This window comes from Mesorhizobium sp. M0626 (assembly GCF_040320665.1).
GTDB lineage: Bacteria > Pseudomonadota > Alphaproteobacteria > Rhizobiales > Rhizobiaceae > Mesorhizobium.
Genome location: NZ_JAMYQD010000014.1, coordinates 140,726 through 162,027, shown reverse-complemented (window position 1 = coordinate 162,027; position 21,302 = coordinate 140,726). Strand labels below are relative to the sequence as shown.

The following is a 21,302-nucleotide window of genomic DNA, read 5'->3' as shown; positions in this document are numbered from 1 at the left end:
ACTAGTTCAACGGAACATAGGAAGAAGGAGAAAAATTTGTAGTGTTAGTATATTCTGTCACCGCCGCATTGTTCGTAAAACTTCCGCGCGATATAAAGGTTCCAACTCCTGGGCGGGCTGCAACGAACCCGGCAACAGGGTTACCCAAGCTGGCAGGCGCAAGGGTTCCCACCACATTTGCTTGGTATGTTGAGAGGGTCATATCAGAGACATCACCAAGTCGCGCAAAGTAAGTGCCCGGATCAACTCCGGCAGCAAAGGCCACCGGAGCTTCCGGCGTTAGGTGGATCATCGTATCAGGATGGTAGCCTTTCAAGATGCCGCCAATGGTTGGAACTCTCGGAGCGGCAACCGCCGGAACGGACGTTAAGCCTGTCGCTCCAAAACCGACTGCCCCCAAGGTAACCGCACCATGCTGCATGCCAAGGGCTTGTGAGGTGTTTTGTGGTGCATAACTGCCCATGTCAACTTTGCCACCGGTAGCAAATGAAACCAAACCAGAGACCGCGTCGTATGCTCCAGCGGCCATGCTCCCGTAGAAGCTTGAAAAGCTAAGCTTCTCGCCTTTTTTGAATTGAGGCCCAAGGTCTTGAGCAATTTGCATCCTGTCTTTGGCGCCCAATGTAAGTTCATTACTCAGCTCTTTCGACCTGTCGCTCGTTTTGTCGTTTATTCCCAGAGTTTTGCCCGTGCCTGAGTCAACCTTGGTCTCGCCTGCGTCCTGGTGTCCGTTCTGATCGCTCCTGTTGACCGGATCGTTGTGCGCATAGGCATACCGATTGGTCCCGACACCCGACAATGTTGGATCCCATTCATCTGCCGAGATGAACCGTCCCAGTACCGGATCCATGTACCGAGCATTGAGATAGACCAGACCGGTCTCGGGATCGAAGCGTTCGCCGATGTAGCTCTTCTGCGTCTGGAAGCCGGTGTTGAGACGCTCGCCATAGGTGGCGTAGTTGGTGGCTTCCGCGATATTGCCTGAGGCATCGGTGACCATGCGCACCGAGGCCAGGTGATCCCGGTGCAGGAAGGCCTTTGTCGTGCCGGTCACCTTGATGTCGGGATGCGGATATCTGGTGTAGATTTCCGCGCCCGGCGTTGCCGGATTGATCTCGACGGAAGCGTCGGGATAGAGTGTCGTGGCGAAGACTGAAGCCTTCTTCACCCGCGCGCCGTCCGGGCCATAGCTCAGGTTGACGGTGTTGGCGGCAAGCGTGACGGTCTTCAGCCGGTTGGCCTCGTCCCAGATGAGTGTGCGGCTGCCGTCGGAGATCAGATTGCCATTGGCGTCATAGGCCATGGCATTGGCGCCGACGGATATCGGCGCATGCGGACGCGCTGCGCTCGCCGCGGGATAGATGTACGTGCCGGCGACACGGGTTCGCGAGACCATATTGTCGTTGGCGGCATAGACGAAGGTTTCGTCCAGCGTGTTGTCGCCGAGATTGTCGGATGAGATCAATCGGTCGGCATTGTCATAGCCATAGGTCCAGCTGTCGGCAGCCGTCTGCCCTGTAGTGCCGGTGATGCGGCCGAGATTGTCCCTCGCATACTGATCGTCGAGCAGGATGGTGGCGCCCTTCGATGTCGTGACACGCGTCACCCAGCGCCGGGTCGGCGAATAAATGAAGGTCGTCTTCACGCCGTTGGCGTAGGTGATCTCCCTCGTCTGGCCATCGGCTTCGTAGAGCGTCGAGGTGATGAAGCCGGGGGCGGAAACGAGCCTGTTGCTGGGGCTGTATTGCAGCGGTGCGGCCACCGTGCCGAAGTCGAGCTGCACCGGCAGATATTGCGTCGCCAGCGTTTGCCCGGAGGCATCACGCACACTCGTCGTGGTATGCGTCAGCGTGCCGATGATGGCATCCTGACGCGCCACCTTGCCGAAGCCGTCATATTTGTAGGCTTGCGTGGCAGCCGGATTGGTCGAGGTTGTCAGCTGGCCGATATTGTAATAGCCAGCGGCTGCCTGATCATAGGTGTTCTGCGCCTGCGTCACCGCGCTGCCGCCGGGAGCCGTTGCCGTCTTCAGCGTCAGCCGGTCCATCTGGTCATAGCTGAGCGTGGTGACCGTGCCCCTGGTATCGGTCTGGCTGACCAGCCGGTTGGAGGCATCGTAGGTGTAGGACCATGTGCCGAGATCGGGATCGGACGCCGACAGCCGGTTGCCGACCATGTCGGAGGTGTAGGTCCAGTTTGAACCGCCGGGATCGGTCACGCCGATTAATCGGCCGAGCACGTCATAGCTGCGGCTTTCCACCAGGATGAGGCCCGTGAAATCGCGGACGACGGCCGCGATATCTCCATGCGTCGTCCACCCGGTTTTGGTCTGATGACCGAGTTCGTCGGTCGTTACCACCGCGTTCAGCCGCGGGTTGATGCCAGCACCCGTCGCCAACTCGTTGAGATAGGTGCGCTGGCTGGCATCCGGATTGACGGTCTTCACCGGCCGATCGGCCCAGTCATAGGAATTGGTGGTCCACTGCGCCGCCTCGCCGACAAACCTAGGGAAGGCGTTGCGCAGCACATTGCCACGAAGATCGTAATCGGTCTCGGCAATGCGCCTGGCACCGGCTGCCGTTTCTCCCGGGGTTTCGACGCGATAGACCCGGCCAAGCCCATCGTAATACGAGCGGGTAAAATCCTCGCCGGCGCCCCCACTCGCGCCGTTGGGCAGCGGCGTGTACTTCACCAGCGCCTGGGTTGCCGGATTGCCCTCATTCTCGAAGCGCGTCTTGGCATAGGCGCCGGTGACGCTCTGTGAGACCTGGTAGAGCCGGCAGAACGGATCGTAGGTGAAGGTTTTGACCAGGCCGTTGAGGTCAGTCTTAGTTGCCAGCAATCCGCAGGTGGGGTTGTAGGTGGCCGTCGAGACAAAGCGCGTGTCCGCCGTCTGTCCACCCGTCGCAAAATAGCGCGGCGCCCGCTCTGTTACCGGATAGAGGTGATAGACCGCGTCATAGTCCCACTCGGTCTTGTGGCCGAGCACATTGGTGGCAGAGATCTTGTTGCCATAAGTGTCATAGACAAAGACCTGGTAGGAATATTTCTGCGGTGTCGAGTAGACATCGGCATAGTCGATCGACCAGGTCAGGTTGCCCTTGGTCGGTGGCGCGCTGTTGTCGCCATGCTGATTGTCATAGAAAAACGCCTTGTAGCTGATGAATGGGAATGTCTCGTCAAGACCCGCTTGTATCGTCTGGATGCGGGGCAGCGAGACAATGTAGGCAGATGTGTTGGGTGCAAACCAGCGCGCCGTCCGGGTCTCGTCGCCGCTGACATCGGTGCGGCCGTAGTCGTCCTGCAAGAAGACATTGTTGTAGGCATCGAACCAGCGCTGGACCCGCAAGCTGCGGCTGATGTTTTCGGTCAGCGTCGTATCGGTCGCCGCGTTCTGCACGGTGTAGGGTTTTGCCGCGGTGTTGACGACATAGGTCTCGGCCACCTGCTTGTGCACGGTGCCCGCGCCATCCCGCCACACCGTCAGTGACGGCAGGCCGTAGCTTGCCAGATCCTGGCGGTAAGTGGTCTCGATCTTCGACGGCGCCGTCTCGCCATTGGCGAGCGGCTTTGTCTCGACGATCGAGGCAAAGCCCAGAAACTTGCGCGCAGCCGGATCGTATTTGCCGCCGGCATAGGCGTAAGCGCTCACGGCCGTCTGGCCACGCCCGTCGCTCACCGACAGCTTCGTCACCGCATGCACGACCTGCGGCAGGTAGTTGTTCACCCAGGTCGAGGACGGCGAATACTCCACCGCAACCGTGCCGCCGAGTTCCGTGGTAATCTGCTTTAGCAGATTCGGGTTGCCGGTGCCGGCATTCGAGATGAACATGCTGGTGTAGTTGGTGAAGTCAGGCAGGCCATCGCCGTTGAAGTCGCCGATGACGGTTCCAACATTCGCTGTCGCGGGCATTGTGAACTCCACCGGCGTCATCGCCGTCGAGGAGGGCCGCAACGAGTAAATCTTGATCGGGCCGGTCCAAAACGGCTGGGGTGGCGATAGCTGCCTGCCGCTTGTCGTGATGACATCCGTGCGCCCGTCATTGTCGAAGTCGCGCAGGATGGCAGATGTTCCCGACATCGAGGAAATAGAGTAATTCTTGAAGCCGAGGCCCGTCGATAGCCAAACCGCGACGCCGTTGCCGCCGAAGCGGAAAACATCCGTTGCCCCATCGCCATTGATATCGGCAAATACGCATGTGCCGGAGGTTTGCGATTCCTGCGCCGGGCAACTGATGCTGAAGGACGCTCCGCTCTTCTGCCAAACGCCGCTCGAAAGCGTTCCCTTCCTTGCCGTTCCGCCAGCGCCCCAGTAGAGCGGCTGCTGCCGTCCGTTGCCTAGAAAATCGCCGACGCCTATTATGGTTCTAGGCGCGCTGCCACCGACGGCGTTGACGGCGTCGATGCCATCGCCATCAGCGTCAGCAACAACGGGCCACAAGGATTTTGTAGCCCCACCAGTTGGCAGCCCGTCACAAATGGCTTGGTAACCGGCTGGTGCCGTTGGCGAACAAGGCGCTTTTGTCAACCCAAGCGAAGTGTCCGTCTTAAGAAGTGAATTTTGAGGGGTATAAGTAGAGCGGCCGGTGTGGCCGTCAGTGAAAGTATGGATCACCGAATCTGCAAAATCAGCCGTGTTTTTTCCTGCAATAAATCTTCCGGATTGTGAAAAATAATCTTCGTCTGCGTTGACGTCTTTTACAATTTCTTCAACAAACTCTCCATTTGAACTAAATTTGTATATATGTTTTTTTCTGAAATGGCTCGTTACTGTGTCGCCACCACTTCCTCCGGAGTGCGTTGTTGTTGTCCCCGCTTGGTCTCCAAACATTTCGTCGCGGCCGTCAAAATTGAGATCACCGGTCTCCTTTGGAGCTCCTTGAAATTTGGAGGGCGCACTATTGAATGTCGTGTAGACCCCATCGGTGTTCTGATAGGTCATCTGGCCGAGGATCTTTGCCGTGCCGCCGGTGATGGCGCCGTCGACAGTACCAGTCGCATCGGTGCCATAGCGCGTGACGACGGTCAGCCGCGAGGCGTTGGAGAACGGCGCCTGGTCATAGGTCAGCTTGTAGGCGCCGCGCACCGCACCTGAGACCGTAATGCCGATCGTCTTGATGCGCTGGCTGGTCTCGGAGATATCGCGGCCATTGCCCATCAGGATCATATCGGGCCGTGTCTCGTAGTAGAACTTGACCACCGTACCATTGTAGCTGACAGCATCGGGATAACAGACCGGGCTCGCCGGACAGGTGTAGGTATAGGTTACGCTATTGCCGTTGGTGTCAGCGACCGAGGTCAGCAGCCAGCGATAGCTCATCGCGAGGTCATAGGCCGGCGTACCGGCGGTCGGCGTCAGATTGGCTACCGCCGCCACCGAGCGGAAAGTCGAGACCGTGCCGTCGCGGTCGGTAACCCTCCATTCGTTAGTGGTGCCGTTCAGCGCAATGCGGCGATAGCTTTCATTCTCGGTCGCATGCGTACCGCCGGTCGCGCAGGAAGGCGACACCATGCCAGCCGCACAGGCCACCATCGCCTGGCCGTCGAGCAGATAAATGTCATTGGCGTCGTATGCCGGCATGCCATAGCCCGGCGTGGCCCGTTCGATGACATCGAAGCCGTCGAGGCCCCAGGCATAGCCGAGCCAGCCCTGGTAGAGGCCACCGGTCTTGGTCTTGCGTGAGGAATTGTAGTTCAGCGCGATCTGCGGCTCGATGCCGTGATAATCGGGGACGTCGATGCCTACAGCGTAACCCAGATTGCCGTTGCCCCCAGCCTTGGGTAGATCCACCTTCGGCGTGCCGACCGCTTCGGGATCGCCGCTCTCGGTTGCCGTGGCTGCTTCCACTGCCGCCGCTGCCGCGGCAGGTTCCTCCGGCGCTGCTTCCGTATCGGTCGTCTTCTCTGTGGCCTTGCCCTTCGCGTCGGTCGTTTTGGCATCGGCAGCCTTGGCGTCGCTCGCATCATCAGCCTTGGCGTCCGCCGGCTCGGCGCCGACCTTGGCCGCCGCATCGGGACTGCCGGTCGCCCCGTCACCCGTCGCGCCTGCGGCCGGTTGCTTCGTCGAAGAGCCGCCGCCTAGTGCGGCGCCGCCATTGCCAAGGCCGCCACTGGCTGGCGCCTCGGGCGAGGCGCTTTGTGCGTTCTGCGCAAACGCCCCGATCCCTGCGCCATCTCTAATATAAGAAACGAAATATATATCCGCGCCGAAGACGCCAGCGGCAAGCACAGCCGCGCCCAAAAGCAACCGCTTCATTGAATCCCCCGAGTCAGTTGCTTGACGCTACTCCGGCTTGACTTGGTTTATACGACGGCAACCCGTCACAACCCAGATATCCACAGCTTTATTTTGCACGCATGAGTTGTTCCGCATAGAGCGCCAGGCGCCCCTGCCAGCGGAGCGATCGCACAAGGGCGCTCCCCTCAGTGTCTCGACGTTGCCGAGCCAGGGCGGTCACCCGCATTCGTCGCAAGTGTGCCTGCGCAAAGCGACCAGAAGCCTTCCGACATCCAGGTAAAGGCTGTCGATGCCCGGCAGCAGCGGCGCCGCCAGGATAAAACGACGTCGCCGCCCGTCTGACAGCAGGCAGACCGGCTTGCTTGCTAGTTTGAAGCTTTATGCCACCCATTTTGGGCAGGCGCCCTGCCCTTGGGCACCGCTGGAGACCGCATCGCGGCAACTCTACAGGTCGCCGCGTCGGATCTTTTATTGGTCGAAGAAACCGGCGTCCTCTTCCGCAAGGTACTTCTTCGCTGCTTCGGCATCGATGTCGACACCCAGTCCCGGCGCTTCGAGCAGGTCGATCATGGAGTCCTTCACGATCTGCCCCTTGGGCAGGCCGACGACGATGTCCTCCCACCAGGGGTCGGAGGCGCTGGGATATTCGAAGGCGATGTAGTTGGCCGGCAGCGTGGCGCAGACATTGATCAGCGCACCGAGGCCCAGCAGACCGTTCGCCGTGCCGTGCGGCGCCATCATGATCGAGTGCATGTAGGCGTGCTCGGCCACCCATTTGAGCTCGGCGATGCCGCCGATGTCGGCGGGATCCGGACCGATGACGCGAACCGCCTGCGTCTCGATCAGTTCCTTGAAATTATGACGCAGATAGATCTGCTCTCCGGTGTGGATGGGCGTGGACGTCGATGTCGTGAGTTCACGGTAGGCCTGTGGATTGACCCATGGCACATAGTCTCCGGTCAGCATATCCTCCAGCCACATCAGATTGTACTTTTCCACGGCCCGCGCGAAGCGGATGGCGTCGGGCAGGAACCAGCCGGGGCCGCAATCCAGCGCCAGCGAGACCTTGTCGCCAAGCACCTCCTTCATGGCGATGACGCAGTCGATCATATGCGCCATGCCGCGCTCGCTGATCTGCCCCTGGTCCATCGCGCCGTGATAGGTCGGCGGCTGACGCACGCCGTAGTGGAAGTCGGGGACGCTGGTCTTCATGTTGGAATGAAAGCTGATGCCTTGCTTGACCATGAAGAAAGCTTCCGGCCGCTCCATCATCCATTTGACGTCGGCCGCGTAATCCTCCGGCCTGTCGCCGGTGCGCTTCTTGCGGATGGAACCGTTATAGACCCGAACCTTGTCGCGCACCTTGCCGCCAAGCAGCTTGTAGACCGGGACGCCGGCGGCCTTGCCGGCGATGTCCCACAGAGCGTGCTCGATGGCGCTGACGGCGGCGCCATAGGGCTTGAACGAACCGCGCTGACGGATCTTCAGCATGCAACGTTCCACATCCGTCGGATCCTCGCCGATCAGCGCGTCGCGGAAATGCAGCACCCAGGGTTTCAGATAAGGCTTGGTGTACTCGACCTCCCCGAGGCCATGGAGGCCTTCGTCGGTGACGATGCGCACGATGGGGTGCCTGCCGATGACGGCGCACCTGAGATCGGTGATCTTCATGATGTCCTCTATTTCACCGACGAGAAGGCGGTTGGCGCGAGAAACTGGCTGGAAATATTGGCCAGGATCGGGCCATCGCGCTCAGACTCGTCGCGGGCCTCGAGCCATGCCCGATCGGTGGTGAAGGCCTTCCATTTCACTTCGCGCTCGGCAAGGGATTCCCAGGCGATGAAATAGGTCAGTCGATTGCTGCTTTCGCCGACCACCGTGGTGAAGAACCCGGCCTGGCGGATGCCGTGCTTGTCCCACAGCGCCAAGGTATGGTCGTTGAAACGCTTGAGCAGCGCCGGGAGTTGGCCCGGCACGCAGTCGTAAATGCGAAGTTCGTAGATCATGGTCCATCCTTCTGTTCACCTCTCCCTCCGAGGAGAGAAGTGTAGAGTCAGCTCCAGGTGCGGTCCCAGGAATATTCGTCGTCCCAGTGATCGGTCGGTTGCCAGATGCCGGTGACGCCGGGCTGCAGGTGCTGGCTGATCACTTCGTCGACGATGTCGTCGATGCCCAGACCAGGCTTGTCGGGCACGGTGATGAAGCCGTCCTTGACCAGCGGCTTGGGCAGGCCGGTGACGATATCGTCCCACCAGTCGACTTCGACGCTGTGATATTCGAGCGCCATGAAGTTTTCCGTCGCCACCGCGACATGCGCGGCGGCCATTGCCGCGATCGGGCTTTCCGCCATGTGAATGGCCATGGCGACGCCATGCTCCTGCGCCGCGTCGCCGATCTTCTTGGTCTCGAGAATGCCGCCGGTGGTCAGCAGATCCGGATGGATGACCGAGATGCCGGCGTTGAGCAGCGGCTCGAAGCCTTCCTTGAGGTAGATGTCCTCACCCGTGCAGATCGGCACCGAGGTCGCCTGCTGCAACTGCCGATACTGCTCGGTGTACTGCCAGGGGATCACGTCCTCGAGCCAGGCCGGTGCGTATTTCTCGATCCGCCGGGCCAGACGGATGCCGTCCTGCAGCGAGATGTGGCCGACATGGTCGATGGCAAGCGGAACCTCGTAGCCGATCACCTCGCGGACCTCGTGGATATATTGGTCGAGCAGGTCGATGCCCTTTTCGGTGAAGTGGAGGCCGGTGAAGGGATGCGGCACGTTCTGCGCATCATAGGCGGCGTTGCGCGCCCGGCGCTCGTCCAGCGTGCGTACCCGGCCGCGGCCGGCATGGGTGCGGAAACCATCGAGCACGCCGGCGGGCGCGACCACCGCGCCGGGGATGTGAGAAATCTGCGCCAGGCCGAGGTCCATCTTGAGGAAGGTGAAGCCAAGGTCCATCCGCGCCTTCAGCCGCTTGCCGGTCTCGGTGCCGCTGGGTTTGTCCGCGTCGGTGTCGCAATAGACCCGCACCTTGTCGCGGAACCGTCCCCCCAGCATCTGGTAGATCGGCACGCCGTACGCCTTGCCAGCGAGATCCCACAGCGCGATCTCGATTGCCGAGACACCGCCGCCTTGCCGCCCATGGCCGCCAAACTGCTTGATGCGCCGGAACAGCCGGTCGACGTCGCAAGGGTTCTCGCCCAGCAACCGGCTCTTGAGCATCAGCGCATAGGTCGCGCTGGCGCCGTCGCGCACTTCGCCCAGGCCGACAATGCCCTGGTTGGTGTAGATCTTGACCAGCGCGGAGGTGAACGGCGCGCCGACGATCTCGGCAACGCGCAGGTCGGTGATGCGCAGGTCGCTCGGCCTGGAGTTCGTATTTACCCGATTGAGCGCCTCGCCGGCGCTACCCGTCTTTGCCATGGCTTATCCTCGTTCTGATTGGTGGCGCCCCGCACCCCCGGCCTGCATAAGCGTTGCTAGCCAAGCTCTATCTCGTGGGCCTGCAGGTAGTCTCGGTTCATCTCGACACCGAGACCCGGCTTCGACGCCAGCTTGAGGCTGCCGTTCGAGACATCGAGTGGCTCGTCGATGAGGTGATTATATTTGTCCAGGTTCCACTCCGACGTTTCGAGCTTGTAGAAGTTGGGAACCGTCATCATCACCTGCGCTCCCGCAACCACATTGATCGGTCCCGCGGCGTCATGGGGCGAGACCGGGATGTAGTAGGCTTCGCACAGGGCGGAAATCTTCTTCAGTTCGGTAATGCCGCCGGTCCAGGTAACGTCCGGCATGATGTAGTCCGCAAGCCTGTTCTCGAGCACCGGCACGAAATCCCATTTGGTGTGGCCGCGCTCGCCCCACGAGATGGCGGCACTGACCTTCTCACGCACTTGCTTGAGAGCATTGAGGCTTTCTGGCGGGCATGGCTCCTCGAACCAGTCGATCTGGCCGGCTTCCTCGAGGCTTCGGCAGAGGCGAATGGCGGTGGGGACGTCGAAGCGGCCATGCGCGTCGATGAGAATGTCGACATCGGGCCCCGCCGTTTCACGGATCAAAGCCGTTAGTTCGGCAGCCTCGCGCTCGTCCTTGCGGGTCATGCTGCCATCGAGGTAGCCGTCCCGCTGTTCGCGCGCCAAGCCATCGGCGATGCGGCCCTGGTGGGGGAAAGGATCGAACTTCAGCCCGGTGTGTCCGGATTCGACGATGTCTCGAATTTCGCGGACCACAGCCTCCTTGCTGGTAAACTTGGCCTGGTTGGGATGGGTATAGAGCGCGATTTCATCGCGCACCGGTCCGCCCAGCAGCTCGTAGATCGGCTTGCCTAGAACTTTGCCGCGAATGTCCCAGAGCGCTATGTCGATAGCGCTCACGCATTCGACCGCGGCGCCGCGGCTGCCCATATAGGTGAAGCTGCGGAAAATCTTGTGCCAGAGATGCTCGATGCGCGCCGGATCCTCACCTGTGACGGCAACACCGATCTGCCGCAGGATCGTGCACAGCGCGCGGTTGGCGAGCCTTGTGGTGGTGGTGATTTCCCCCCAGCCACTCACCCCTTCGTCGGTCGTCACCTCGACGAACAGGAACTCTCCCCAATAGGAAGCATCGGACTTGATCAGCCACGGCCGAACGCTCGTGATTTTCATCTCTCAACTACCTCTGTCTGATGGCCGGACCAATGATTTTCTGGGCTGGAAATTCTATCCGGCCCGAGCGGCGTTGCGCGCACGCATCTGTTCGAGAACGTGCCGGCCGGAACCCTCGACATGGCGGGCAATGAGCTCGGCCGCCTCGTCGGCATTTCCGGCTTTGATATGCGCGATGAGCTCGCGGTGTTCACGCATGATGGCGGCCCGCCGCGCGAGCGTGAAATTGAAACGCCGGCTCACGGCTCGCAGCACTTCGCGATGCTTCCACCAAAGCTCGGCGGCATGGCGGTTGTAGTGGCGCTGGTACATTACGGTGTGGAAGGCGGTATCCAGTTCACTGTGCCGCAATGTGTCGGTGAAGTTGTTCTCTTCGATCAGAGCCTGGATGCGTTCGAGTTCGGCGATGTCCTCGCCGGTCGCCATGTTCACGAACCATCGCGTCAGGGCCGGCTCGATCAGGACTCCGATCTCGTAGATATCCCGGACAAAATCCTGGTCTATGGGCCGGACGCGCGCGCCACGGTTGGCGACAAAGGTGACGAAGCCCTCCCCTCGCAACAGCTGCAGCGCCTCGCGTACGGGGTTGGTCGAGGTGCCGTGACGCCGGGCGAGATCGGTGACCACAAGCCGTTCGTTGGCGGCGAGCCGTCCCTCGATGATGTCTTCCCGGATCAGCTCATAAAGCGAGGCGCCCTCGCTGGACGCCCCGATGGGATCAATCCCCACGGGTGGCTCTGCTTTGAAATCGCTTGTTTCGGCCAAAGCCGGCTCCCCCGATTAGTACATCACATGCTCGATATCATACACGCGTTTTGCAAACAATGTACGATCGGGTGCGTTGACAGGCAATCCACGATCTGAAAACGTACCAGATGATCGAAGGGATACATTGAGCAGAAGGACACATCCCGCACGGTCGGACGAGCCCTTGGCGCACGGCGGCATGGGAGAATCTGGGAGGATACTATGACGAGGATTACACTCGGCGGTGCCGTCCTGCGCGGCACAGTCGCCACTGCTTTGATGGCGTCGCTCATGTCGGGATCGGCGCTGGGTTCGCCGCCGGTCGATTTGAGCAAGTGGTCGCCGGAATATGTGCGCTCCATCGCCGGCACACAGGATTTCGACACGGCCGCCGATTGCGGCAAGGTCACTCCGCTCGACTACAAGGGGCGACTGACGTTCTGGTATCAGGGCGTGTTCGAGGGCGACCCCGACCTGCTGCGTCAGTACTACAAGGATTTCTTCGAGACCTTCCGCAAGACCTATCCGAACATCCAGCTCGAGGATCAGGCCCTCACCTACAACGACCTTCTCGACAAGTTCCGCACGGCGCTGCTGGGCAATGCCGCGCCGATGGCGGTCCGCCTGCAAATCCTGGGTGGAACCGAGTTCGCCTCGAAGGGTTATCTGCAGCCGCTCAAGCCGGAAGATGTGGGCTATCCCACGGAGGATTTCTGGCCCGGCGCCATGAAGGCGGTAACCTGGGATGGCGTGACCTACGGCATTCCCACCAACAATGAGACGATGGCGTTCATCTGGAACGCCGACATCTTCAAGCGTGCGGGCCTCGATCCGGACAAGGCTCCGGCGACCTGGGACGACGTCGTCAAATATTCCAAGCAGATCCATGACAAGCTCGGCATTGCCGGCTACGGCCTCGTGGCGCGAAAGAACGCCGGCAACACGCCGTACCGCTTCATGCCGCAACTATGGGCCTATGGCGGCGGTGTCTTCGACGAAGCCTCCGCGAACCCGACCTATAAGGAGGTCGAACTCAATAGCCCGCAAAGCAAGGCGGCGTTGCAAGCCTCCTACGACATGTATGTTCGCGACAAGTCGGTTCCGGTTTCGGCGCTCACCAACCAGCAGGCCGATAACCAGCCCCTGTTCGTCGCCGGCCAACTCGGCATGATGGTCTCGCACCCGTCCGACTATAACGTCATGCTCGACCTGCAGAAGAAGGCAACGGGCGCCGACAAGGACAAGGCGCAGACTGTCATCGACAACATGCGCTATGGCCTGATTCCGACCGGCCCCGACGGCAAGCGGGCCGTCGTGTTTGGTGGCTCGAACATTCACATCCTGAAGCCCGAATATGTCGAGGGCGGCAAGGTGGACGAGCCGGCCGCAAAGGCCATCATCTGCATGTGGACAAGCCCTGAATGGTCGTTGAAGATGGCGTATGCCGGCTCGAACCCGGGCAACCTCAACGGCTTCAAGACCAAATGGATGAAGGAACGTCTGGACAACATCAAGTTCCTCGATGTCACCACCTCGATGTTGCCATACGGCATTCCGTTCCCGGCGCTGCCGCAATCGCCCGAGATCATGAATATCATCGTCCCGGACATGCTGCAGAACGCCCTGACCGGAGCGATGACCGTCGACCAGGCAGCGGACGACGCGGCCGAGAAGGTGAAGAACCTGATGGACGGACTCTAGTCCGGGCCTGACCTGCGATCCGACCGGCTGTGCCGATAGTGCGTGCAGCCGGTTTGCTCCGAACAACAAGGGCACGCCATCGTGACGATCGTGACCGGCAAGGCCGAGGCTCGCCGAAGATTGCAACCAGGTAGCTCCGGCGTGCTGCGGAATATCTGGGAGCATCGCGCCGACTACGCTTACGTGCTTCCAGCGATCGCCGTGATGCTCATCGTCATCGCCTATCCGATCTACTACACGGTCGAGCTGTCGTTCTTTAAGACGCCGCCTGGCCTGCAGCTCCGCGACAAGACCTTCATCGGATTGGACAACTACACGGCCATCCTCACCAGTCAGGTGTTCTGGAAAGTCACCTTGAACACCCTGATCTGGACGATCGCATCTACCTTCGTTGCCTTTGCCTTGGGATTTGCCGCCGCGCTGGCCCTCCACCGCGAGTTTATCGGCCGGGGTGTCCTGCGCGCTATCCTGATCATTCCCTGGGTCATCAGCGCGGTTGCCGCCTCCTATATCTGGAAGTGGATCTACCATTCGGACTTCGGCATCATCGGCGCGGTGCTGGTCGGCCTCGGATTGGCTGACCGGCCGCCGAACTTCATCGACAACGTCAGCACGGTGCTGCCCTCCTTGATCGTCGTCAATATCTGGCGCGAGTTTCCGTTTGCCATGATCATGATGATGGCCGGTTTGCAGACGGTCCCCGACCAGTTGTTGCGCGCCGCGGAAGTCGACGGGGCCAATGAATGGCAGCGTTTCTGGCACGTCACCTTCCCGCATCTGCGCAACGTCTCGACGGTGACGATCCTGCTGCTCGCAGTGGCCAATTTCAATTCCTTCATCATCCCGTGGATCATGACCGGTGGCGGGCCGTCGAACGCTTCGCACATCTGGATCACCCACATTTATGAGCTCGCCTTCGGCCGGCAGCGATGGGGCGTCGCATCGGCCTATTCGGTACTCCTGTTCCTCATGCTGATGGTGCTGGGCTACTTCTACGTCCGTGCGCTGGCCGGCAACGAGCGCAAAGAGGGGAGCGCATGAGCACGATCGTCGAGACAGTCCCTCGACGTCCGGCCCGGCGCCGCATGCGCATCGACGGATGGCGTTGGGCCGGGCGCATCTTCCTCGTGTTCATGCTGCTTTACACCGCGTTGCCGATGATCTGGATGCTGATCACCTCGATCAAGTCCGGCTTCGCGGCGATGCAGTTCCCGCCGCAATGGTGGCCGGAAGAGCCTACCCTGGCCAGCTACCAAAAGCTGCTCGATCCGCAAAACAGCGTCGGCCAGGACTTCCTGCGTTTTTTCTGGAACAGCCTCTACGTGTCCACGGTCACCACAATCCTTTCGGTGATCGTGGCCGTTCCTGCGGCCTACGCGTTTTCGCGCTTTCGTTTCCCCGGTCGAAACTTCCTGTTCTTCACCGTGCTTTTGCGCAACATGTTCCCGGCGGTGATCTTTCTCGTGCCGCTCTTCATCCTGATGCGCGCGATCGGGCTGGTGAACACGCATGGCTCGCTCATTCTCACCTATCTCACCTTCGGCCTGCCGCTGGCGATCTGGCTGCTCAAGGGCTTTTACGACAACATTCCGGTGCAGCTCGAGCAGGCGGCGCGGATCGATGGGGCGACCCGGTTCCAGGCCTTCATCCTGATCGTGATGCCGCTCTCGACGCCCGGAATCATCGCCACCGCGATCTATTCCTTCATTGGCGCCTGGAACGAGTACATCTATGCCTACACCTTCCTTTCCAAGAACGAGCAGTTGACCCTGCCGGTCGGCATACAGCGTTTCTTCTCGGAGAATACGACGGACTTTCCGGGCCTGATGGCGGCCAGCTTCATGATGAGCGTGCCCGTCGTGGTGCTGTTCCTCCTCCTGCAACGATACTTCGTACGCGCCCTTACAGAAGGCGCGGTCAAACACTAGAGCCGGATGATTTCAGGTCTGTTCGACCTCAAATCTGAATCCGCCTCTAAATCAAAGAGATAGAGCATGATGTCGTCCGAAAACCGCTTCACACTTTTCGGCATCATGCCGTAGGGAGTTGCCGATGGCCCACGTGGACCTGAGAGATCTCGTCAAGACCTATGGCGGCTTCAAAGCTGTCAACGACGTTTCGCTGACGGTCAATGACGGCGAGTTCGTTGCGCTCGTCGGCCCTTCGGGCTGCGGCAAGACAACCACGCTCAATCTTGTCGCGGGATTGATCCCGGTCACATCGGGCGACATCGTCATCGGCGACCGCGTGGTCAACGACCTCGACCCCAAGGACCGGGACATCGCGATGGTGTTCCAGAACTACGCGCTCTACCCGCAGAAATCGGTCTACAAGAACCTGGCGTTCCCGCTGCAGATGCGCAAGCTGCCCAGGGACGAGATCGACAGGAAGGTCAAGGAAGCGGCGCGCGTGCTCGACATGACGCACCTGCTCGAGCGCAAGCCGCGCGAACTTTCAGGCGGGCAGCAGCAACGTGTCGCCTTGGGGCGCGCCCTCGTCCGCGACCCTGCCGTTTTCCTCATGGACGAGCCGCTCTCCAACCTCGACGCCAAACTGCGCGTCCAGATGCGCTCGGAGATCAAGCGCTTCCACCAGGATCTCAAGGCGACCATCATCTATGTCACGCACGACCAGCTCGAAGCCGTGACCATGGCCGACAAGATGGCGGTGATGAACGGCGGCTACCTGTTGCAATACGATTCTCCGGCGCAGGTCTTTGCCCATCCGGTGAACATGTTCGTCGCCAGCTTCATCGGCAGCCCGGCGATGAGCCTTGTTCCACTGGAGGCATCGACAGCAAACGGCAACACTGCGTTGACCGGCGCGGAGGGCTGGAGCCTTGAGCTCTCGCCGCTCAACGCCCGGAAGGTTGCGGGGGCAACGTCGAGGAAAGTCGTGCTCGGCGCACGTCACTCGACCATCAGGCTCCACAAGAGCGCGGTGCCAGGCAGCGTCCCGGCCAGGGCCTATACAGTGGAGCCGACCGGAGACGTCACCTTCGTGCAGGCGTTGCTGTCAGGCGCCATCGTCAACATCAGCGTGTCCCCCAACATCGCCGTCGCACCTGACGAGCAGATCTGGCTCGAGTTCGACCAGGAGCGGCTGCATCTGTTCGATGGCGAAACTGAACTGGCCCTCAAGGCCGGCTGAGACAAGACGGGGGTTCATTGGGAACGTTGGGGATGACTGAAAAGCTTAAGATCACCGCGATCAAACCCTATCCTGTATGGGTTGGAACGCGTAATCAGATGCTCGTCAAGATCGAGACCGACCAGGGCGTCTTCGGCTGGGGCGAGAGCGGCTTGAGCGGGCGCGAAAAGGCCGTTGCCGGCGCGGTCGAGCATTTTCGCGAGTTTCTCATCGGCCGTGACCCGATGCAGATCGGGCGAATCTGGCAGGAGGCCTATCGCAGCCAGTACTTCGAAGGCGGGCGCGTTCTGCAGGCGGCTATCTCCGCCATCGACATCGCCCTTCACGACATCAAGGGCAAGGCGCTGGGGGTGCCGGTCTACGAACTGCTGGGCGGCAAGCAGCGCGACCGCATCCCCACCTTCGCCTCGACCGGAGACGAGGCCGAGGGCGACCTCGCCATCGAACGAGCCCGGGAGCTGCGCGCACGGGGGTGGCAGGCGATCCGCTTCTTCCCCGCAGGGCAAAGCAGCAGGGACATCTTCGAACCCCGCGAGTCGATCGGCGCTACCGCGAGCATGCTGAACAAGGCGCGCGAGGCGCTTGGCGACGACGTCGTTCTCGGCATCGACTATCATCATCGGCTGTCGGTGGCAGAGGCGGCGAGCTTCTGCAACAAGCTCGGCCGCGGCGTGCTTGATTTTCTCGAGGAGCCGATCCGCGACGAGACACCTGAAGCCTACGAATCCCTGCGCAGGATGACCGACATTCCCTTTGCCATCGGCGAGGAATTTGCCAGCAAGTGGCAGTTCCTGCCCTACATCGAGCGCGGCATCCATCAGTTCAACCGTCTCGATGTCTGCAATGTCGGCGGGCTCACCGAGGCGATGAAAGTCGCCGGCTGGAGCGAGGCGCACTATGTCGACCTGATGCCGCACAATCCGCTTGGTCCGGTGTGCACGGCCGCGACCCTACATCTCGCCGCCGCGGTACCCAACTTCGCGTGGCTCGAGACCAGGGAACCCGAGACGAAGCTGGGCTTCGACAATTCCGACTTCTTCCCCGTGCAGCCACGGCTCGACGGTCCCGACTATCCGGTCAGCGACCTGCCGGGCCTCGGCGTCGAGGTCAACGAAGCGGCGGTCCAGGCGGAGGCTTTTCGTTTCTGGGAAGCGCCTCACCTCAGGCGCCGGGACGGGTCTGTTACGAACTGGTAGTTCCATCTCAACCGGAGTCCACGATGACGCATATCCCTGACATCACGCGACCGCCCAAAGACCTCATTGACGCCCTGAGGGAAATCGGCGCCGCGACGGTCGCCGGCACGCTTGGCCATATGGGTTTCCGCAATCCTCACATGGTCGGTCCGGTGGCGCAGAACCATGGGAAGTCGATCGTCGGGCCGGCGCTGACGCTGCAGTTCCTGCCGCAGCGGCCGGACCTCTTCAGCGAGGGAGAATACGCCGACCCGGAAACGCAACTGCACCGGCACGTGCTCTATCACGCGCAGGAAGGCGATGTGGTCGTCGTCGACGCGCGCGGTGACATGAGCTCGGGCGTCTTCGGCGATATGATGTCGACCTATTTCAAGGGCAGAGGCGGCGCGGGCATCGTCATCGACGGCTGCATGCGCGACCGGCCCAATGTCGAGAAGCTCGATCTGCCCCTATGGCTGCGCGGCTGGACGCCCAACTACCATGTGCAAACCAGCATCTATCCGAACGCCGTCAACGTTCCGATCGCCTGCGGCGGTGTCACGGTGATCCCGGGCGACATTATCATCGCAGACGACGATGGGGTGGTAGTGCTTCCCGTCGCAATGGCCGCAAAGGTGATCGAAGAATCCCGGAAGCATCACGATTGGGAAGAGTTCTCGCGAGAGAAGCTGATGCAGGGAGCGCCGCTGCAGCGCTACTATCCGCTGCATGACGACGCCCGCGGCGAATATGAGGAGTGGCGCAAAGCCAATCCAGTGAAGGGCTGAGGCCCGGCAGCAACGGCATTCGGCATGCAGCTGTCCAAGAGGTGATTGTTGCCCCGCAATACGTGGGTTTTGAGACCCTTGCCTTCGGCTACATGCCTGGTCCCACTCGAAAACCCTGCCGACGGGCCTCCCGATCCAGAAAAACGCTTTCCTCGGGTGAAGCGGCGGCTCCGATACGGAAGGTGAAGGACGTCACATGCGTCGCATTGGTGTCGATCCCACAGCGAAAGCGCACATGATACCAAGTCGTCGCGGTACGAAAAGCGGTATCCGGGGCGTCCAGAAGATTGCCGACCTCTAGTGGAATGCTTGGGAGCAATACGGGGCGATAAGCGGCGTCGTTCAGTTGCTGACCCAGAAGATTGGAGCAAAGGTCGGCTACGCGTTGCCCCCGTGGCACGTCGGCCATCGAGTTCGTTGCGAAGGGATCGCCGGTAGCGCCTTTTGAAAAAAGCTTGCGAACACCCGGAAGCCCCGCATACGCTAGTGAGTTGGCCGTGGGGCTTGGCTCTACGGCCTTTGCGCGCGGCGGCTTCGCGGCCTTCGCCGGGCTGGGTTTCGGTGCAGTGTCGGGTCTGGCCTCAGGCGCCTGAGCCGACGCAGGAAGCTCGATCTCACCGCCATCATCAGCCGAAGGTATTGCAGCGGCCGATTCGTGCCTGTCGGCGTCAGGGGCTCCCGCCTCCTGTTTGTCAGCTTCCGGCTTCTCGTCGATGCTGGCTGGCTCCGCCGGCTTTGCAGCGTCGGGCGTCGGTTCAGATCTGCTCTCCGCATCAGTTGGCGTGGCAGCCGGCTTGGGCTCGCTATCCTTGGTCGTGGACGACGCTTGGTCCTGAGCGCTTCTCCCATCCAGCGATTTCCTGGGGCCGGTGTCTTTGTCACCGAACTGGAATGCAGGCTTCAGGACTTTCTCTGACGGCAGGTTGTCCGGCACCGGCTTTTCGACCTTCTTTTCAGGCTGACTTTTGGCTTCGGGTTTCGGCTTCGGCGGTTCGGGCGGCGGGACGAGTGCGACATTGACCGGTTCCTCCTCCTGCGGCTGCTGGGCAGGAACGGGCAGGCCATAGACCAGGAATGCGGTGATGAGCGCATGCAGGACCAGCGATGCGGGCAAGGCCCACAGCAAAGTCCGACGCCGCTCGGATTTCTCGGTCTTCATCCCTCACGATGTGGAGCGAAACTGCGGCGGCATCAAGCGTGGCAACCGTATTGGCGCATTCAGCCGCAGCTCAACAGTGAGGAGACGACGCCTGATTGCTTCTCGCCGCCGGCTCCATTCTCTGCATGCCCGCCTCCAATCTCAGCGTCGCAGGCTGGCGTCGCGGGCACGCTCGCGGAGCTCTTCGCGAGAAAGGCCCGCATCCGCCAATATGCTGTCTGGAAGCCGCCTCAAGCTCGCAAGCGTCTGGCGATAGGCAAGCCAGCGGGCGAAACGGTGTCGAAGTTCATGCAACATGATCGTCTCCTTGGCGAGCGGGATACCCACGTTCTTGGATTGGTCGAAAACGCAAAGCAATCGCGCAAAGCGTATGCACGATCGAACGGATTGCGCTGACTGCCTGGCCAACCGAGGTGCCTGTCATTGTCCCACCAGGGCAGGAATTTCCAGCGCCTCCAACGGCTGCATACTTGCGCGTGATGGCCGCTTCGCGCTACAGCCACGGTCGCAAGGAGTTTTTCATTTCTGCAAAATGGATATTGGCTGGGACGATCTGAGGTTGTTTCTCGACGTTGCGCGGCTGGGTGGCCTGAGCGCGGCGACGGCAACCACGCGCCTCAGCGCAGCCACACTCGGACGACGCGTCACCGCGCTCGAAAAGCAGATCGGCGAAGCGCTGTTCGTACGTCAGCAGACCGGCTACCGGCTAACCCCGGTCGGTGAAGAACTGCTGCGGCGCGCCGAAGACGTCGAAGCAGCAATGCAGTCGCTAACCCGCTGGCGCGAGGGAAACCTGCCCGACCGCATTGTCCGCGTCTCGGCCGGGCCATGGACCTCGGCCTTCGTTTCCACCCATATCGGCGAAATCTGGACCGTCGATGACGGCATCAGGGTGGAACTCGTCACCACCACCGACCGGGTCGACATCGGTCGCCGCGCCGCCGATATCGGCATCCGCAGCGAGCGCCCGACCGAACAGTGGCTGGCCGGCCGTCAGAGCGGCAAGGTCGCGTATGCCATCTATTCCGGACGCCACCTGATCAACGGCATCGCCGCCGGGTTGTTCGTCGGCGTCACCGGCGAAGGGGCAAACATTGCCTCGGCGCGCTGGCTGCAAGCCCATCACGGCGATCGCATCGCCGTGCGCGGCAACAACACCCATTCAGTGCGCGAATTGGTGGCCGCAGGCGCCGGCCTTTCGATCTTTCCGTGCTTCGTCGGTGACAGCGATCCGCGGCTGGTTCGCGTCGCTCATCCTATCCCAGAACTCGAAACCGACCAGTGGATCGTCACCCACCATGAGGAACGCCACTCCCCGCCGGTACGAAAGATTGCCGACCGGATTGCCGCTCTGATGCGGGCCCATCAGCCGCTGTTTCGCGGCAAGATGCCGATCCGCTAAGCGTCAGGCGTCGATCGGCCGCCAGATTCTCAAGGTTCTGGCGCGTGAGGCGGGCGCGTGAAGCTTGGAGGGGTTGGATCCCGGAGATTGTGGATTTTCGCTGGCCAGAATCCGAGCCGATTCCGGAAGATTGAACTGGAGACCCGTTCAAAAGGTCGGCTCATTCAGGCGCATATGGTACAAGTCCCACATCTTGTCTTGCCGCAAAGTTCACCCTCTGATTCCCTGTGCCAAGGCGATAGAACGTGATTCTTGCACCTGGCGTGTTCAAGCGGCGCGTTCCGGGAACTTTTTTGTCGATCAATTC

15 protein-coding genes are annotated in these 21,302 nt (G+C 61.1%); 7 read left to right on the top strand and 8 right to left on the bottom strand.

Features of this window, described 5'->3' with window-relative positions; all coding sequences use genetic code 11:
- Position 1: 1 nt before the first annotated feature.
- The 6 genes from NKI37_RS19395 to NKI37_RS19370 form a co-directional block, all read right to left on the bottom strand.
- Positions 2-5,848, bottom strand: coding sequence for an RHS repeat-associated core domain-containing protein (locus NKI37_RS19395; RefSeq protein WP_352787355.1), 5,847 nt, complete (start codon positions 5,846-5,848; stop codon positions 2-4).
- Positions 5,849-6,706: 858 nt separating this feature from the next.
- A complete protein-coding gene (locus NKI37_RS19390; RefSeq protein WP_352710812.1) occupies positions 6,707-7,909 on the bottom strand; it encodes a mandelate racemase/muconate lactonizing enzyme family protein in 1,203 nt (400 codons plus the stop codon).
- 8 nt (positions 7,910-7,917) lie between these two features.
- Positions 7,918-8,244, bottom strand: a complete 327-nt coding sequence (locus tag NKI37_RS19385; RefSeq protein WP_023702115.1) for an NIPSNAP family protein — start codon at positions 8,242-8,244, stop codon at positions 7,918-7,920.
- Between the two features lie 47 nt (positions 8,245-8,291).
- Complete coding sequence (locus NKI37_RS19380) at positions 8,292-9,650, bottom strand: mandelate racemase/muconate lactonizing enzyme family protein (RefSeq protein WP_286457382.1); 1,359 nt, start codon at positions 9,648-9,650, stop codon at positions 8,292-8,294.
- 56 nt (positions 9,651-9,706) lie between these two features.
- Positions 9,707-10,873, bottom strand: coding sequence for a mandelate racemase/muconate lactonizing enzyme family protein (locus NKI37_RS19375; RefSeq protein WP_023681194.1), 1,167 nt, complete (start codon positions 10,871-10,873; stop codon positions 9,707-9,709).
- A 54-nt stretch (positions 10,874-10,927) separates the two neighbouring features.
- Complete coding sequence (locus NKI37_RS19370; RefSeq protein ID WP_023681193.1) at positions 10,928-11,638, bottom strand: GntR family transcriptional regulator; 711 nt, start codon at positions 11,636-11,638, stop codon at positions 10,928-10,930.
- A 204-nt stretch (positions 11,639-11,842) separates the two neighbouring features.
- Here NKI37_RS19370 and NKI37_RS19365 point away from each other — a divergent pair, with 204 nt between their 5' ends.
- The 6 genes from NKI37_RS19365 (at position 11,843) to NKI37_RS19340 (ending at position 18,434) form a co-directional block, all read left to right on the top strand.
- Positions 11,843-13,321, top strand: coding sequence for an ABC transporter substrate-binding protein (locus tag NKI37_RS19365; protein WP_023668101.1), 1,479 nt, complete (start codon positions 11,843-11,845; stop codon positions 13,319-13,321).
- Between the two features lie 81 nt (positions 13,322-13,402).
- Positions 13,403-14,362 (top strand): carbohydrate ABC transporter permease, encoded by a 960-nt coding sequence (locus NKI37_RS19360; protein ID WP_031201482.1) that lies wholly within the window; start codon positions 13,403-13,405, stop codon positions 14,360-14,362.
- The gene (locus NKI37_RS19355) at positions 14,359-15,249 is read left to right on the top strand and encodes a carbohydrate ABC transporter permease (RefSeq protein ID WP_023714612.1); all 891 of its coding nucleotides are present in this window, start codon (positions 14,359-14,361) and stop codon (positions 15,247-15,249) included. Before NKI37_RS19360 ends, NKI37_RS19355 begins: the two co-directional genes overlap by 4 nt.
- A 124-nt stretch (positions 15,250-15,373) precedes the next feature.
- Entirely contained in the window at positions 15,374-16,471 is a 1,098-nt protein-coding gene (locus NKI37_RS19350) for an ABC transporter ATP-binding protein (RefSeq protein ID WP_023681188.1), read from the top strand.
- Positions 16,472-16,503: 32 nt separating this feature from the next.
- Positions 16,504-17,667, top strand: a complete 1,164-nt coding sequence (locus NKI37_RS19345) for a mandelate racemase/muconate lactonizing enzyme family protein (protein WP_023754437.1) — start codon at positions 16,504-16,506, stop codon at positions 17,665-17,667.
- Positions 17,668-17,690: 23 nt separating this feature from the next.
- Positions 17,691-18,434, top strand: a complete 744-nt coding sequence (locus tag NKI37_RS19340) for a ribonuclease activity regulator RraA (protein WP_027048645.1) — start codon at positions 17,691-17,693, stop codon at positions 18,432-18,434.
- A gap of 88 nt (positions 18,435-18,522) precedes the next feature.
- On the opposite strand, the gene NKI37_RS19335 is transcribed toward NKI37_RS19340, so the two are convergent.
- A complete protein-coding gene (locus NKI37_RS19335) occupies positions 18,523-19,593 on the bottom strand; it encodes a DUF930 domain-containing protein (protein WP_050485629.1) in 1,071 nt (356 codons plus the stop codon).
- Between the two features lie 141 nt (positions 19,594-19,734).
- Complete coding sequence (locus NKI37_RS19330; RefSeq protein ID WP_023681184.1) at positions 19,735-19,890, bottom strand: YjiS-like domain-containing protein; 156 nt, start codon at positions 19,888-19,890, stop codon at positions 19,735-19,737.
- Between the two features lie 235 nt (positions 19,891-20,125).
- On the opposite strand from NKI37_RS19330, the gene NKI37_RS19325 reads away from it, so the two are divergent.
- Complete coding sequence (locus NKI37_RS19325) at positions 20,126-20,995, top strand: LysR family transcriptional regulator (protein WP_023668092.1); 870 nt, start codon at positions 20,126-20,128, stop codon at positions 20,993-20,995.
- The last annotated feature ends 307 nt before the right edge of the window (positions 20,996-21,302 follow it).

Coding starts and splice junctions, on each gene's coding strand:
- NKI37_RS19335 (WP_050485629.1), bottom strand. CDS start 19,593: ATGAAGACCGAGAAATCCGAGCGGCGTCGGACTTTGCTGTGGGCCTTG.
- NKI37_RS19375 (WP_023681194.1), bottom strand. CDS start 10,873: ATGAAAATCACGAGCGTTCGGCCGTGGCTGATCAAGTCCGATGCTTCC.
- NKI37_RS19380 (WP_286457382.1), bottom strand. CDS start 9,650: ATGGCAAAGACGGGTAGCGCCGGCGAGGCGCTCAATCGGGTAAATACG.
- NKI37_RS19390 (WP_352710812.1), bottom strand. CDS start 7,909: ATGAAGATCACCGATCTCAGGTGCGCCGTCATCGGCAGGCACCCCATC.
- NKI37_RS19385 (WP_023702115.1), bottom strand. CDS start 8,244: ATGATCTACGAACTTCGCATTTACGACTGCGTGCCGGGCCAACTCCCG.
- NKI37_RS19365 (WP_023668101.1), top strand. CDS start 11,843: ATGACGAGGATTACACTCGGCGGTGCCGTCCTGCGCGGCACAGTCGCC.
- NKI37_RS19340 (WP_027048645.1), top strand. CDS start 17,691: ATGACGCATATCCCTGACATCACGCGACCGCCCAAAGACCTCATTGAC.
- NKI37_RS19345 (WP_023754437.1), top strand. CDS start 16,504: ATGACTGAAAAGCTTAAGATCACCGCGATCAAACCCTATCCTGTATGG.
- NKI37_RS19355 (WP_023714612.1), top strand. CDS start 14,359: ATGAGCACGATCGTCGAGACAGTCCCTCGACGTCCGGCCCGGCGCCGC.
- NKI37_RS19330 (WP_023681184.1), bottom strand. CDS start 19,890: ATGTTGCATGAACTTCGACACCGTTTCGCCCGCTGGCTTGCCTATCGC.
- NKI37_RS19325 (WP_023668092.1), top strand. CDS start 20,126: ATGGATATTGGCTGGGACGATCTGAGGTTGTTTCTCGACGTTGCGCGG.
- NKI37_RS19350 (WP_023681188.1), top strand. CDS start 15,374: ATGGCCCACGTGGACCTGAGAGATCTCGTCAAGACCTATGGCGGCTTC.